General features: G+C 41.1%; 13 protein-coding genes, 1 tRNA gene, 3 rRNA genes, 1 other RNA gene and 1 other annotated feature. Of the genes, 4 read left to right on the top strand and 14 right to left on the bottom strand.

All coding sequences use genetic code 11. The features are described 5' to 3' along the window. The 8 genes from N0M92_RS28315 to tadA form a co-directional block, all read right to left on the bottom strand. Positions 1 to 99: ribosomal RNA gene (locus N0M92_RS28315) — 16S ribosomal RNA — on the bottom strand; the annotation flags it as partial. 345 nt (positions 100 to 444) lie between these two features. After that, positions 445 to 714, bottom strand: a complete 270-nt coding sequence (locus tag N0M92_RS28310) for a pro-sigmaK processing inhibitor BofA family protein (RefSeq protein WP_370662507.1) — start codon at positions 712 to 714, stop codon at positions 445 to 447. A gap of 103 nt (positions 715 to 817) precedes the next feature. Next, the gene (locus N0M92_RS28305; RefSeq protein WP_260288908.1) at positions 818 to 1,036 is read right to left on the bottom strand and encodes a YaaL family protein; all 219 of its coding nucleotides are present in this window, start codon (positions 1,034 to 1,036) and stop codon (positions 818 to 820) included. Positions 1,037 to 1,056: 20 nt separating this feature from the next. Next, complete coding sequence (recR, locus tag N0M92_RS28300) at positions 1,057 to 1,653, bottom strand: recombination mediator RecR (protein ID WP_034316264.1); 597 nt, start codon at positions 1,651 to 1,653, stop codon at positions 1,057 to 1,059. 60 nt (positions 1,654 to 1,713) lie between these two features. Beyond that, the gene (locus tag N0M92_RS28295) at positions 1,714 to 2,031 is read right to left on the bottom strand and encodes a YbaB/EbfC family nucleoid-associated protein (protein ID WP_076373267.1); all 318 of its coding nucleotides are present in this window, start codon (positions 2,029 to 2,031) and stop codon (positions 1,714 to 1,716) included. Between the two features lie 21 nt (positions 2,032 to 2,052). Continuing rightward, positions 2,053 to 3,741 carry a DNA polymerase III subunit gamma/tau gene (gene dnaX, locus N0M92_RS28290; RefSeq protein WP_260288907.1) on the bottom strand — a complete coding sequence of 563 codons (1,689 nt, stop codon included), beginning with the start codon at positions 3,739 to 3,741 and terminating at the stop codon, positions 2,053 to 2,055. A gap of 183 nt (positions 3,742 to 3,924) precedes the next feature. Continuing rightward, positions 3,925 to 4,189: signal recognition particle sRNA large type (ffs, locus tag N0M92_RS28285), an RNA gene on the bottom strand. A 146-nt stretch (positions 4,190 to 4,335) separates the two neighbouring features. Further along, entirely contained in the window at positions 4,336 to 4,842 is a 507-nt protein-coding gene (gene tadA, locus N0M92_RS28280; protein ID WP_192207385.1) for a tRNA adenosine(34) deaminase TadA, read from the bottom strand. Positions 4,843 to 4,982: 140 nt separating this feature from the next. Here tadA and N0M92_RS28275 point away from each other — a divergent pair, with 140 nt between their 5' ends. From N0M92_RS28275 to N0M92_RS28265, 3 genes are all read left to right on the top strand, one after another. Then, positions 4,983 to 5,528: an isochorismatase family cysteine hydrolase gene (locus N0M92_RS28275; RefSeq protein ID WP_260288906.1), complete on the top strand. Its 546-nt coding sequence runs from the start codon at positions 4,983 to 4,985 to the stop codon at positions 5,526 to 5,528. 180 nt (positions 5,529 to 5,708) lie between these two features. Further along, the gene (locus N0M92_RS28270; RefSeq protein WP_260288905.1) at positions 5,709 to 6,368 is read left to right on the top strand and encodes a deoxynucleoside kinase; all 660 of its coding nucleotides are present in this window, start codon (positions 5,709 to 5,711) and stop codon (positions 6,366 to 6,368) included. Beyond that, complete coding sequence (locus N0M92_RS28265) at positions 6,346 to 7,017, top strand: deoxynucleoside kinase (protein ID WP_260288904.1); 672 nt, start codon at positions 6,346 to 6,348, stop codon at positions 7,015 to 7,017. Before N0M92_RS28270 ends, N0M92_RS28265 begins: the two co-directional genes overlap by 23 nt. A gap of 121 nt (positions 7,018 to 7,138) precedes the next feature. Here the strand turns inward: N0M92_RS28265 and N0M92_RS28260 are convergent. From N0M92_RS28260 to guaB, 4 genes are all read right to left on the bottom strand, one after another. After that, positions 7,139 to 7,231: transfer RNA gene (locus tag N0M92_RS28260), tRNA-Ser, on the bottom strand. A 131-nt stretch (positions 7,232 to 7,362) separates the two neighbouring features. Further along, a complete protein-coding gene (serS, locus tag N0M92_RS28255; RefSeq protein ID WP_260288903.1) occupies positions 7,363 to 8,640 on the bottom strand; it encodes a serine--tRNA ligase in 1,278 nt (425 codons plus the stop codon). A gap of 63 nt (positions 8,641 to 8,703) precedes the next feature. After that, positions 8,704 to 8,928, bottom strand: a binding site (T-box leader). 69 nt (positions 8,929 to 8,997) lie between these two features. Next, positions 8,998 to 10,317, bottom strand: a complete 1,320-nt coding sequence (locus N0M92_RS28250) for a D-alanyl-D-alanine carboxypeptidase family protein (protein ID WP_260288902.1) — start codon at positions 10,315 to 10,317, stop codon at positions 8,998 to 9,000. 173 nt (positions 10,318 to 10,490) lie between these two features. Beyond that, positions 10,491 to 11,954, bottom strand: coding sequence for an IMP dehydrogenase (gene guaB / locus N0M92_RS28245; protein WP_063236531.1), 1,464 nt, complete (start codon positions 11,952 to 11,954; stop codon positions 10,491 to 10,493). A gap of 111 nt (positions 11,955 to 12,065) precedes the next feature. Here guaB and N0M92_RS28240 point away from each other — a divergent pair, with 111 nt between their 5' ends. Further along, positions 12,066 to 13,031 (top strand): YaaC family protein, encoded by a 966-nt coding sequence (locus N0M92_RS28240; RefSeq protein ID WP_260288901.1) that lies wholly within the window; start codon positions 12,066 to 12,068, stop codon positions 13,029 to 13,031. Between the two features lie 80 nt (positions 13,032 to 13,111). Here N0M92_RS28240 and rrf read toward each other — a convergent pair. Together rrf and N0M92_RS28230 are read right to left on the bottom strand one after the other, a co-directional pair. Next, positions 13,112 to 13,227 (bottom strand): 5S ribosomal RNA (gene rrf / locus N0M92_RS28235). A gap of 64 nt (positions 13,228 to 13,291) precedes the next feature. Further along, positions 13,292 to 13,468: ribosomal RNA gene (locus N0M92_RS28230) — 23S ribosomal RNA — on the bottom strand; the annotation flags it as partial.

The following is a 13,468-nucleotide window of genomic DNA, read 5'->3' as shown; positions in this document are numbered from 1 at the left end:
GCTAATCTCAGGGAGCAAGCTCCCGTCGATTCGCTCGACTTGCATGTATTAGGCACGCCGCCAGCGTTCGTCCTGAGCCAGGATCAAACTCTCCGAAGAAATGTTTGACTTGCTCATTTGCTTTTTTGATAGTGTGTGCTCACTTAAAATTTAACGTTGGCGCTTTGTTTTGTTCAGTTTTCAAAGAGCGATTTATTGTCGTTACTTCGTAAGCGACTTTATTATCTTATCACTCACTCAACCTATTGTCAACGATTATTTCAAATTGTTTTTTCGATTGAGCAATTGACGATGTCGTTATTGACGACTCCTAATATATTATCAGGTTAAAGAGTTATCGTCAATGGTTTAATTGGTTTTTTTTAAAAAAAACTATAACATGATGAAAAACCCAAGGAGATATTCCTTGGGGTCTTCATCAGAGTGACTTCGACGCAATATCCTTTAAATGATCCAATAACCAATGGCCGCCAAGGCGGCAACTCCCGGTATTCCAAGCAGGCCGGCGACTGCCGAGGTAACAGGGTTGATGGGTACATGAATGCCAGCTTGATTCCCAAGTGTATTCAAAAAGAACAAAAACGCTGCACCGATAATGACCTTTATAATCCCCTGCCCTATAAACCGGACAGGTCTTAATGGCGCCCCGATAATGAGGAGCATTACAATCAGGCCACCAATTACGGCAACAAAGACAACTGGTTCCAAACTCATTCCTCCCCGCAAGCTTGTACTACACTTATATGAAGAAATCGATGGATTAAGAACCGAAAAAAATGGCCATGAGGATCAGTAATCCTTCACAGCCATTTCCTTATCATCTTTTTAAGCGGACATTCCTTCTTTTAACTTCCCTGAATAAGTAGAAATATTTCACTTCCGCCAGTCTCGCTTGGGCGATTACTTCCTCAGATGGATCAACGCTTTTTTCGAGTAATGATTTTTGATTATGCCAATTCCATTTCAAATGTTCAAGCTCTTCGATTAATGAATCATTGAATTCATTCCGAAGTTTCTTTTTTTTACGAAAGAACAAGTGAAGTCCTCCCAGCTATCTTATATTTCTCTTCTTCCTTCTATTGCTTTTGATAGCGTCACTTCATCCGCATACTCCAAATCTCCGCCAACAGGAAGTCCGTGGGCAATTCGGGTCACTTTGATGCCTGATGGTCTAAGCAACCGCGAAATATACATGGCTGTCGCTTCACCTTCAATGTTAGGATTAGTAGCCAAAATTACCTCCAGCACTGTTTCATCTTGCAGGCGCTTTAATAAATCAGGAATATTTATATCTTCCGGACCGATTCCGTCCATCGGGGAAATACTGCCATGCAGTACATGGTATAAACCATTGAACTCTCTCATCTTTTCCATAGCTATTACATCTTTAGGGTCCTGAACCACACAAATCAAACTTCTGTCCCTCTTTTGATCTTCGCAGATATAACAGGGATCTTGATCTGTAATATGACCACAGACTGAGCAATACATAAGATTCCGCTTAGCATTAACAAGTGCTTTTGCAAAATCCAAAACAGTATCTTCCTTCATGCTTAATACATGAAAGGCTAATCGAGCAGCCGTTTTAGGACCAATCCCCGGCAATTTCATAAAACTGTCAATAAGCTTGGAAATTGGTTCTGGATAATGCATCGAATTCCTCCTAAAAATTTCAAAAGAAACCCCCTGAATGGAAGTTTCTTTTGAACTTGCTTAAAACATACCCGGAAGGTTCATTCCCTTAGTGAATTGTCCCATCGTTTGGTTTGTCAGTTCTTCCGCCTTTTTCAAAGCATCGTTAGTCGCAGCCAGCACTAAATCCTGAAGCATATCGATATCATCCGGATCGACAACTTCCGGTTTGATGACTACATCGACTATTTCTTTATGTCCAGTCACGATGACCGTCACCATTCCGCCGCCAGCAGTTCCTTCAACCTTTTTTTCACCTAATTCTTCCTGTGCCTCTGCCATCTTCTTTTGCATCTTTTGCATTTGTTTCATCATGTTCTGCATATTACCGCCGCGCATACCCATTCTTCTTACCTCCAATTATTCTTTAATTTCAAGTAAATCATCGCCGACTAATTTTCTAGCCTCTGCTATAAAGGGGTCTTCCTCTTTTGATTCCGTTTCTTCTGGACCGTCGAACTGCTGTGTCGATATGAAATCCTCCCGCAACCTTTGCCACTGGCTCTCCGGAACTCCAGCTATCTCCATTCGGTGTCCGGTCAATTGCTGCATGATCGAGGCTATCACTTCCACGAAACGGTTATTTTCCATTGCCATTTGACAATGAATATCATATTTGAATTTTACCACAAAAGCTTCAGTAGACGCAGCAACAGGTTCTGCCTCCGTTAATAAAGCTGCCAATGATTTTTGGTTTTGCTGACCTAACTGTTCAAGCAATTCCCCCCACTTACTTTTCACAGCATTAAGATCCGGCTTCGTAGCTTGTTTCAAAACTTGATTGATCTTTCCTGCAGGTGCTTTATACGCTTTTTTAACGGCCCTTTGCGCCTTAGCCTGCTCTGCAGGTTTTTCCGTCATGGCTGCCGGGATTCCGTTTTTCTGCACTTCAAGTAATTTCTTCTCTAAATCTTCTATTTTCTGCAGCAGCTGTTGAAGCTGCCCGTTATCACTTTGATTTGGCCTTTGCTCATTACATAACTTCACAAGTGCCACTTCAAGGAAAATCCTTGGATGATTTGTCCATTTCATATCCTGCTGTGTTTGATTGAAGCTTTCAATAATGGAGTAAATCGATTCAGAAGAGATGACTTCTGCCAATTCCTTAAATTGGGGATCTATTAAAACACGCTCGAAGGATTCTGCCAGTGCCGGTGCCGTTTGATACAAAAGCATGTCACGGAAATAATAAATCATGTCTTCTATGAACCTGGCCGGGTCTTTTCCCATGGCCAGCAATTCTTCAAGGACTTCAAGTGCCACCGCTACTTCTTTATCATATATGGCTTTTGCCAGCCGGCTTAAAAATGCCTGTGACACAGAGCCGGTGACAGTCAATGCATCTTCCACAGAAACCGTCTCTGAGCTGAAGGATATCGCTTGATCAAGAAGGCTTAGTGCATCTCGCATCCCGCCTTCGGCTGCCCTCGCAATGATATGCAGGGCTTGTTCATCACATGAAACACCTGTTTCTTCAATGATTTGTGACATCCTGCCAACTATATCTTGAGGCTGGATCCTTTTAAAATCAAACCTTTGGCAACGGGAAATGATCGTTAGTGGAATCTTATGAGGTTCAGTCGTCGCCAATATAAAAATCACGTGCTTCGGAGGTTCTTCCAATGTCTTTAAAAGCGCATTGAAAGCCCCTTGTGAAAGCATATGTACCTCATCGATGATATAAACTTTATATGTAACCGCGTTAGGAGCATATTTAACCTTATCACGAATGTCACGGATTTCCTCGACACCATTATTGGATGCTGCATCAATTTCTATAACATCTGATATGGAACCATCGGTGATTCCGCGGCAGGTAGCACATTCGTTACAGGGCTCACTTATCGGGGCATGCTCACAATTCACTGCTTTTGCTAGAATTTTGGCAGCACTTGTTTTCCCTGTTCCACGTGGACCGGAAAATAAATAGGCATGCGAAACTTTCTGCCCGACCAAGGCATTCTGCAACGTTTTCGTTACATGTTCCTGCCCGACTACATCAATGAATTGTTGTGGCCGCCACACCCGGTATAATGCTTGATACCCCACGGAAATCCCTCCTTCTTTTCTCCATCTTGTTTATTATACATTACTGATTTCCTTAATTTCAAAGTCTAAAAAGAAATTTCATCATTGCTTCATTTTTTTCAAGAGTACCAAGCACTTTACCTTCTTGGCATAAAAAAAAACCCACCCGATACGAATGAGTTTTTTGTTTATGTAAAATAACTGCCGTGCACCTTCTGTCGATTAGCAACCATAAGCGTTACTTAAGCAGTTAGCTCGACCCAGGCAACCCTGCGGCACATGAGAACTTCCACTTAATGCTGCTTCCTTCCGGACCTGACATGGTTCATGGAGTCCCATTGCGCAGGACCCGGGCGTCAACACCACTTACTTAAGGCAGGCCCTACAGAATGCTAACCTCGAGAAGGGATTCAACCTCGCTAGAGCGGATTGCGAGTACAGGGCACCGCTACCTCCCCGTCTAGCACGGCAAAAGTAATACCAATTTCACAGCGTCATGACGACGCATAATTCATTATACTAAGGTAACAAAAAAAACGCAAGTGTTGTTCATGAACAGTTTGATTCCAAATTTATCAAACGAAGCAAACCTTTTTTTCAACATTCGTTTTTCCCCTATTTATTTTCTTCGGCAATCTTGAGTGCTTGCTCTCTTTTCAAAGTTTTCTTTCTATCCCTAAGCTCTTTAAAAAAAGAAGTCAATATCCAGCCGCACTCTTCGCCTAATACACCGCTTGTTACATCACATTGATGGTTAAAGCGTTCATCTTGAAGTAGATCCATGAATGTTCCCGCACAGCCAGCCTTTGGATCATGCGCTCCAAAAACAACCCTTTTCACCCTAGATTGCAAGATGGCCCCAGCACACATGGGACAGGGTTCCAGCGTCACATATAATGTCGCATCTTCCAGGCGCCAACTGCCAAGTTCCTTGCAAGCCTCATTGATCGCAAGCAGCTCCGCATGTGCCGTCGCATTCTGTTCCGTTTCCCTCAGGTTATGCCCTGTCGAAATAACTTGATCATCTATTACGATTAAAGCGCCAATCGGCACTTCTTTCAACATCTGCGCCTTTTCTGCTTCCTTTAAGGCTAAATTCATGTAATAAACATCATCCTTCATAAAAAAACCCCCTCATATAAAGTAGGAGTAAACAGACAAATATAAGACAAAAATAAAGGTCATACTACTTGTTCTAATGAATAGTAACGCATGCGGCCTACGTGCTGCAAGTAAATTCTCACAATATAGGAGGATATACCATGAATCGACCTGAATCACCTTCTTTTGCATTGCTTATCATTGATATGATCAATGATTTTGATTTCAAATACGGGAATATGCTCCTTGAACATACGAAACTTATCGTCGATCCGATTTTGAAATTAAAAAAGCAAATGAAAGAAAAAGGTTTTCCAATCATTTATATCAACGACCATTATGATTTATGGCAGGCTGACTTCGATAAAATTATTGATAAATGTAAAAATGAAGGAAATGCCTCATTAATCGAAAGGATCAAACCTCAACAGGACGAATTCTTTCTCATCAAGCCGAAACATTCCGCATTTTATGGGACGGCACTCCATACACTACTTAAACGTTTAAACGCGGAAACACTGATCATTACCGGAATAGCTGGCAACATCTGCGTGCTATTCACGGCCAATGACGCCTATATGCGGGAATATAAATTATGGATTCCGAAGGATTGCATCGCTTCTGCATCAAAGGAAGATAATCATTACGCATTAAAGATGATGAACCATGTTCTCAAGGCATCCATAAAAGATGGTGAAGACTTTTAAGCACCAATCGAATAAGGCACTAACCTCATACCACCTCCAATAAACAATCTTTCATTCTCTTTCTTTATCAACCTGACAAAAATATCACTAAAGTCCCAAGTCTGTGATACAATATCTCTTGGCGAAAAACCTAATAACCGGGAATTTCAGCTTGATACCTCATGAAGGAGGACAGATTGGATGAAATCCACCCCATTTATCACCGTCGAAGGTCCAATCGGCGTGGGAAAAACATCACTTGCAAAAGTTATCGCAGATCATTTTCAAATTTCATTATTGAAGGAAATTGTAGATGAAAATCCATTTCTCGGGAAATTCTATAAAGATATTGATGAGTGGAGCTTTCAAACAGAAATGTTTTTTCTGTGTAACCGGTATAAACAATTGGAAGATATCGAAAAAAAGTATCTTACTAATAACCAAGCCGTGGTGGCTGATTACCATATATTCAAGAACTTGATATTTGCTGAACGAACGTTAAAGAACGGACAATACAATAAGTACCTTGAAATATTCAATATTTTAACACGTGACATGCCTAAACCTAATATGGTGATTTATTTAAATGCAAGTCTTGATACTCTTATCTCCCGAATCGGCAAAAGAGGTCGTGATTTCGAAAAAAATATATCCTCCATTTATTTAGAGCAGTTATCCGCGGATTATCGAACGTTCATGGAAGCATTTGAGAAACAGCATCCTGACATACCTGTTCTTACATTCAACGGAGATGAGCTGGATTTTGTCGGGAACAAGGATGATTTGAAAACGATAATCAGCCAAATAGAGAATGCCCTGCACAAAGGAGTAAAGTCAAATGAACTTACGAAAGAAATATAATATTCCAAACAACGCTGTCATTACGATAGCAGGGACGGTTGGCGTAGGAAAATCGACCATGACCAATGCTTTAGCCGATGCCCTTCAATTCAGGACATCCTTTGAAAAGGTTGATACGAACCCCTATCTGGATAAGTTTTACGATGATTTTAATCGTTGGAGTTTCCACCTGCAAATCTATTTCCTCGCTGAACGTTTTAAAGAGCAAAAAAAGATCTTCGAATATGGCGGCGGTTTTATCCAAGACCGTTCCATTTATGAAGACACCGGGATATTTGCAAAAATGCATTATGAAAAAGGCACGATGAATGATGTGGACTACGAAACTTATACAAGCCTTTTCAACGCCATGGTAATGACGCCATACTTCCCGCACCCTGATTTACTTATCTATCTCGAAGGTTCGCTGGACGATATCCTCGACCGGATCCAAGAGCGAGGCCGTCCAATGGAACAGCATACCCCAATTGAATATTGGCAGGAAATGCACGGCCGTTACGAAGAATGGATCGATCAATTCAACGCCTGCCCTGTCCTTCGATTAAATATAAACGAATATGACCTTATGCAGGATCAAGCAAGCATCGAACCTCTTATAAAACGGATTGCTGAATATATGGAGCAAACCAAGTTATTGCGAAATGTGTAAAACAGAAAAACCACCGGTTATCCGGTGGTTTTTTAATATATTAGAAAACAAAAATTCCGTTACATATCTGTAACGGAATTTATCGATATCCAATTTATGCGCTGTGGTTATTAATAAGTTATGGAGGAGGTAGAGGGATTCGAACCCCCGCGGGATTTGACTCCCCTGTCGGTTTTCAAGACCGATCCCTTCAGCCGGACTTGGGTATACCTCCGTATCAACATTTATTATATTACATGGAATTAAAATTAAAGTCAAGCCCTCTATAAAGTTTTTTTAAAATAATTTCAAACCTTTATAAAAAGAAGAATCAGCCTCTTTAATCAGAAGCTGATTCCCTTTAACTTACGGTTTAATGACTTCCACACCGCGCATATATGGACGTAATACTTCAGGAATGATAACACTGCCATCTTCCTGCTGATAATTTTCCAAAAGGGCAGCCACTGTACGGCCGATTGCCAGACCTGATCCATTTAGAGTATGGACATGTTCCGGTTTGCCTTTTGCATCACGTCTGAAGCGGATATTGGCCCGTCTAGCCTGGAATGCTTCAAAGTTACTGCAAGAAGAAATTTCTCGGTACGTCCCATAACTCGGGATCCAAACCTCGATATCATACTTTTTAGCAGCAGTGAATCCAAGATCTCCCGTACACATGCTCAGCACTCGGTATGGAAGGCCTAGCAATTGAAGGACCTTTTCGGCATGACCTGTGAGATTTTCCAATTCTGCATAAGAATCTTCCGGCTTCACGAACTTCACTAATTCAACTTTATTGAATTGGTGCTGACGAATTAACCCGCGGGTATCACGACCAGCAGATCCTGCCTCTGAACGGAATGAAGCGCTGTATGCCGCATAGCTTATCGGCAGATCGTCCGTGCTCATGATTTCATCACGATGGAAGTTTGTCACCGGGACTTCGGCTGTAGGAATCAAGAAGTAATCATCACTTTCGATACGGAAAGCATCCTCTTCGAATTTTGGCAATTGACCTGTTCCCGTCATGCTTGCACGGTTCACCATATATGGCGGCAGCATTTCTTCATATCCGTGTTCCTCAACATGAAGGTCCAACATAAAGCTAATTAAAGCACGCTCTAATCGTGCACCAAGACCCCTATAAAATACAAATCGGCTTCCGGTCACTTTTGCTGCCCGTTCAAAATCCAGGATGCCTAGATCTCCAGCTACATCCCAGTGCGGTTTCGGTTCAAACTTGAATTCCGGTAACTCTCCCCATTTACGGATTTCGACATTATCGTCTTCCGTCTCACCAACAGGCACACTTTCATGTGGAATATTCGGAATGGAAAGAAGTAATGTTTCTAACTGGGCTTCCACTTCACGAAGTTCATCATCGAACCCTTTGATACGGTCACCAACTTCACGCATTTCGGCAATCAACTGATCTGCGTCCTTTTTTTCCCGTTTCAATACGGCCACTTGCTGTGAAACTTCGTTTCTTTCGCTTTTCAGCTTTTCCGTATCAGCAATCAAAGTCCGACGCTTTACATCCAGTTCCTCGAATTTACCTAAATCGGTCAAATCTTCTCCTCTAAATTGCAATACACGCTTCACTTCTTCAAAATTATTCCTTACATATTTCAAATCCAACATTTTCAGTTCCTCCTTAATAGTTTGATGATTTATCAAAGAACGCAAAAAACTCCCGTCCCCTGAAGAAGGGACGAGAGTTAACCCGCGTTGCCACCCTAGTTGAAGGCGTATGAAAAACGCCTACCACTTATCTCGATAACGGCTTTTAACCGAAAGTATTTACTGACCCAAAGGGCTTTCCATACTCTGCTCCAGGAGGGATTCACAAAACTCTCACACCGATTTCCACCAGCCATCGGCTCTCTATAGAAAGAAATACTTGTTACTATATCCTGTCATTGCTTTCTTATATAATCAGATTGTTTTCCATAATGTACTATAATTTTATACATTACGCAACCGTTTTATACACGAAACTTAAAACCAGCCTTTAACAGTAGAAGCTACACTGCTCCATACGTCACCAAAGAATCCGCCAACCGCTCGCATTGATAATACGAACCAGTTTGCCTTTTCAACAGATTCAGCAGCTACGACGTTCACCTTAACCGGATCGCCGTTAATGTACCCGTAATCTTCTCCTTTTTTAGGAGTGACTGTGATGTAACCTAGCTTTTCACCTTTTTTGATTGGCGCAGTAAGCTTACCATCATCATTCAATTTGTTTTTATCGATCACTAAATCTGTTTTATAGTTATCTTTCTCACCATTTTCAACAAGTAGCTCGATTGCCTTTTCAGATTGGATCTTAACGTTTTTTTCCTTACCTTTTACTACTGAAAGTGTTTCTTTCCCTTTCACCTGGTAATTGGCCGGAAGGACTTTTTCCTTTTTAAAGGTTGCATAAGCATAGTTCATAAGCTTAGTGCTATCTGCAAAACGTTCGTTTTTATTAGTGGACTTCATAACCACCGTGATATAGCGCTGACCGTCCCGGATAACCGTCCCTGTATGTCCATAACCGGCAAAGTCGGTAGAACCCGTTTTCAGTCCATCTACGCCTTTATATTCAAATATCAGACCTGGCAGCATCCAGTTGAAGTTCGGATATTCTTTTCCATCACGGAACTTCAATTTAGGAATGCTGGCGATCTTTAACACTTCAGGATAATCGTTTATTAAACGATAAGCAAGAAGGGCAGTATCTTTTGCTGTCATGATATTTTCACTATCTTCATTACCAGAAGGATATTGTCCTAATAAATCGGAGTTGTTCAAACCGCTGGCATTAACGAATTTATGGTGTTTCAAGCCTAATTCCTTTGCTTTTTCGTTCATTAACTTAACGAAGCTCTTTTCACTTCCGGAAACCAACTGTGCTAAAGCCACTGTTGCCGCATTTCCGGAATAGACGGCCATAGCTTGATATAGTTCCTTAACTGTATAATCTTCACCTTCCGTTAACCCAACATTCGACAAATTAGGTGCTTTTGAAAGGTCATGTACGTATTTATTTATTTTAACTTTTTGATCCCAACTGATTTTCCCATTTTTGATTGACTCCATTATGATGTACTCGGTCATCATTTTAGACATGGATGCAATCCCTAATACTTTATCGGCATTTTTTTCATACACGATTTGTCCTGTTTCACCATCAATGACGATGGCTGCCTCTGCTTTTAAACCTAAATTATCAGATTCAGCAACAGCTTCCCCCGGTTGATAGGCAAATTGCGACATAACAAGAACTAAAACAAAAGTGAAAATGAGGGTCATCTTGCTGATTTTTTTCAATTTCCAATACCTCCAACTTTTAAGCTAATCTCTATTACAAAGAAGAAACTTTATGTAATTCCCTTGACACCTTGTCTAGTTTATCACAGAAAAAATAAAAAAAATAGACAGAGTAATCGCAGACTCTGTCTATTTTAATAATAAATTTTAATGACGATTATATGTTAAATTCATTACATTGAGTAGTTCGGTGCTTCTTTGGTAATTTGGACATCATGAGGATGGCTCTCCCTTAACCCGGCACCGGTCATTTTGACAAATTGAGAGTTTTCCCTCAACTCTTCCAATGTGGCTGTGCCGCAATATCCCATACCTGAGCGAATGCCGCCAATCAGTTGGAAAATGGTATCTGAAAGAGGTCCTTTATATGGCAGGCGCCCTTCGATGCCTTCCGGTACGAATTTCTTGTTATCTTCTTGGAAGTAACGATCTTTAGATCCCTTTTCCATTGCAGCAACAGAGCCCATACCCCGATACACTTTAAAACGGCGGCCTTGGAAAATTTCCGTTTCGCCTGGGCTTTCAGTTACACCTGCAAGCATGCTGCCAAGCATTACTGCATGTCCGCCTGCAGCCAGGGCTTTAACGATATCACCAGAGTATTTAATTCCGCCATCAGCGATGATCGTTTTACCATGTTTTCTTGCTTCTGTCGCACAATCGAAAACTGCCGTGATTTGCGGAACACCTACACCAGCTACAACCCTTGTCGTACAGATTGACCCTGGTCCGATTCCAACTTTGACTACATCGGCACCCGCTTCAATCAGTGCTTTAGTCCCTTCAGCCGTTGCCACATTACCGGCAATGATCGTCAATTCAGGATATGTCCCGCGGATTTCCTTCACCATTTCAAGAACGCCTTCTGAATGACCGTGAGCAGTATCAAGTACAATTGCATCGACATGGGACTTTACTAGCATTTCAACACGCTTCATTGTATCCTTAGTCACTCCGACTGCAGCACCTGCAAGTAATCTTCCTTGCTTATCTTTCGCCGAATTCGGGAACTCAATGACTTTCTCGATATCCTTGATCGTAATAAGTCCTTTAAGGACTCCATTATCGTCTACAAGGGGAAGCTTTTCAATTTTGTACTTTTGAAGAATCTTCTCTGCTTGTTCCAAGTTAGTTCCCACTGGCGCTGTGACCAGATTCTCTACAGTCATGACACTGGAAATCTTCAAGGAAAAATCGGAAATAAATCGCAAATCACGGTTTGTAATGATACCCACAAGTTTTTGGTCCTCTATATTGTTGACTACAGGAACACCCGAAATGCGATATTTACCCATTAAATGCTCTGCATCAAATACCTGGTGATCCGGCGTTAAGAAAAATGGATCGGTAATTACACCGCTTTCTGAACGTTTTACTTTATCCACCAGTTCAGCTTGTGCTTCAATAGACATATTTTTATGAATGATACCTAATCCGCCTTGACGAGCCATGGCAATTGCCATTTCAGCTTCTGTCACGGTATCCATTCCTGCACTGATGATAGGAAGGTTGAGCTTTAAGTTTTCAGCTAAGTTGACTTGAAGGTTAACATCTTTCGGCAAAACCTCTGATTTCGCTGGAATTAATAGGACATCATCAAAGGTTAAACCTTCTTTTGCAAATTTATTTTCCCACATTATTTTCCCCTCCTGCTTAAAAATATTATTTGTAGGTTATCAATAGGACATACTACTGTCAAGAAGAGAAATAAAAGTTTGATTATTCTATTAATTCGGAGGATCGCTGCAATGCCTGAAAACAATGATAATTTCGATAAATATACACCTTTTTTTTCCGCATCTTCCTCACAACTTTTTTTACAAAAGTGTTACAAGCATGAAAAAATAGCAGAAGCGGAAATAAAAAGTTATGATAATTGTTATCCATTTATTTACCATCTTGAACATGCTAAAACTTATTATAATCAGGCTGCCATTGCACCACTTTCCATACAACCGATCCTAACATTTTATGGATTCGCCCAATTGTTAAAGGCTTGTCTGCTCACGATCGATCCCAACTATCCGGAATCAACCTCGATGCTTGCCCATGGGGTTACTACGAGAAAGAAGAAAAAACAACAATATGAATTTTTAAAGGACGAAGTTAAAACGCAAAAGAACGGACTTTTCACCTGCATTGCCGAGAAGTTATTTCATATCAAGCATTTGGAGGGTGAAAAATTTTCCATGGGGACGCTGATAAAGGAAATACCGGATATGCAGCACTTTACATGGTCCATTTCCAAGAAAAATTTCGTCACGATGTTACCCTTTTCAAATGGTTTTCAACTGCCCTCAGCGACATTGGATAGCTATCAAATGACCAGCAGTCGAATGGAAGAATTTTTGAAAGCTAAAACGAATCAAGTTTACAATATTTCAGAAGCGCCTGGGACACTGCATTTAAAAACTGATGGCATTCCTATTCATAATGCTCCTTCCCCAATACGGTATAATTTGGCGGAAAGACAGTTCATGCTATCACTCAATAAAGATTCGTCGGCTTTTTCATTACCTGAACTTTTGATCCATTATTTGATTTCTTATAACCTTAGCATAATAGCTCGTTATGAAACAGAATGGTGGGCAGAACTGATGAAAACCATGCCCAATGATGATTACCCTTGCATTGTGCAATTCCTTAAAATAAGCCAAGCTAAGGTGCCATTTTTAATTTTTGAATGGATTAAGTCGGAGAGGTTCCACTTTTGATCCTCCCAACATCCAATTGGTCGATTGATCTGCCCCGAATGACGAAAAAAGACCAGCTGGATGGCTGATCTTTTTAAATGGCTTGGCGGCGTCCTACTCTCACAGGGGGAAACCCCCAACTACCATCGGCGCTGAAGAGCTTAACTGCCGTGTTCGGAATGGGAACGGGTGTGACCTCTTCGCTATCGCCACCAAACATAAAAGGAACGTTGTTCCTTCAAAACTAGATAATAAGAAGGTATTTCATTTTTTAAAAAGCGTTGGTTAAGTCCTCGATCTATTAGTATCAGTCAGCTCCACATGTCGCCACGCTTCCACCTCTGACCTATCAACCTGATCATCTTTCAGGGATCTTACTAGCTTGCGCCATGGGAAATCTCATCTTGAGGGGGGCTTCATGCTTAGATGCTTTCAGCACTTATCCCGTCCGCACGTAG

This window comes from Peribacillus aracenensis (genome assembly GCF_025175645.1).
Classification (GTDB): domain Bacteria; phylum Bacillota; class Bacilli; order Bacillales; family DSM-1321; genus Peribacillus; species Peribacillus aracenensis.
This window is presented reverse-complemented; position numbering and strand designations above follow the sequence as displayed.

What these genes read in the sequence shown, in the direction of transcription:
- serS (WP_260288903.1), bottom strand. Translation starts at nt 8,640, where the DNA reads ATGTTGGATTTGAAATATGTAAGGAATAATTTTGAAGAAGTGAAGCGT.
- N0M92_RS28295 (WP_076373267.1), bottom strand. Translation starts at nt 2,031, where the DNA reads ATGCGCGGCGGTAATATGCAGAACATGATGAAACAAATGCAAAAGATG.
- N0M92_RS28310 (WP_370662507.1), bottom strand. Translation starts at nt 714, where the DNA reads ATGAGTTTGGAACCAGTTGTCTTTGTTGCCGTAATTGGTGGCCTGATT.
- N0M92_RS28265 (WP_260288904.1), top strand. Translation starts at nt 6,346, where the DNA reads ATGAACTTACGAAAGAAATATAATATTCCAAACAACGCTGTCATTACG.
- N0M92_RS28275 (WP_260288906.1), top strand. Translation starts at nt 4,983, where the DNA reads ATGAATCGACCTGAATCACCTTCTTTTGCATTGCTTATCATTGATATG.
- recR (WP_034316264.1), bottom strand. Translation starts at nt 1,653, where the DNA reads ATGCATTATCCAGAACCAATTTCCAAGCTTATTGACAGTTTTATGAAA.
- N0M92_RS28270 (WP_260288905.1), top strand. Translation starts at nt 5,709, where the DNA reads ATGAAATCCACCCCATTTATCACCGTCGAAGGTCCAATCGGCGTGGGA.
- tadA (WP_192207385.1), bottom strand. Translation starts at nt 4,842, where the DNA reads ATGAAGGATGATGTTTATTACATGAATTTAGCCTTAAAGGAAGCAGAA.
- N0M92_RS28240 (WP_260288901.1), top strand. Translation starts at nt 12,066, where the DNA reads ATGCCTGAAAACAATGATAATTTCGATAAATATACACCTTTTTTTTCC.
- guaB (WP_063236531.1), bottom strand. Translation starts at nt 11,954, where the DNA reads ATGTGGGAAAATAAATTTGCAAAAGAAGGTTTAACCTTTGATGATGTC.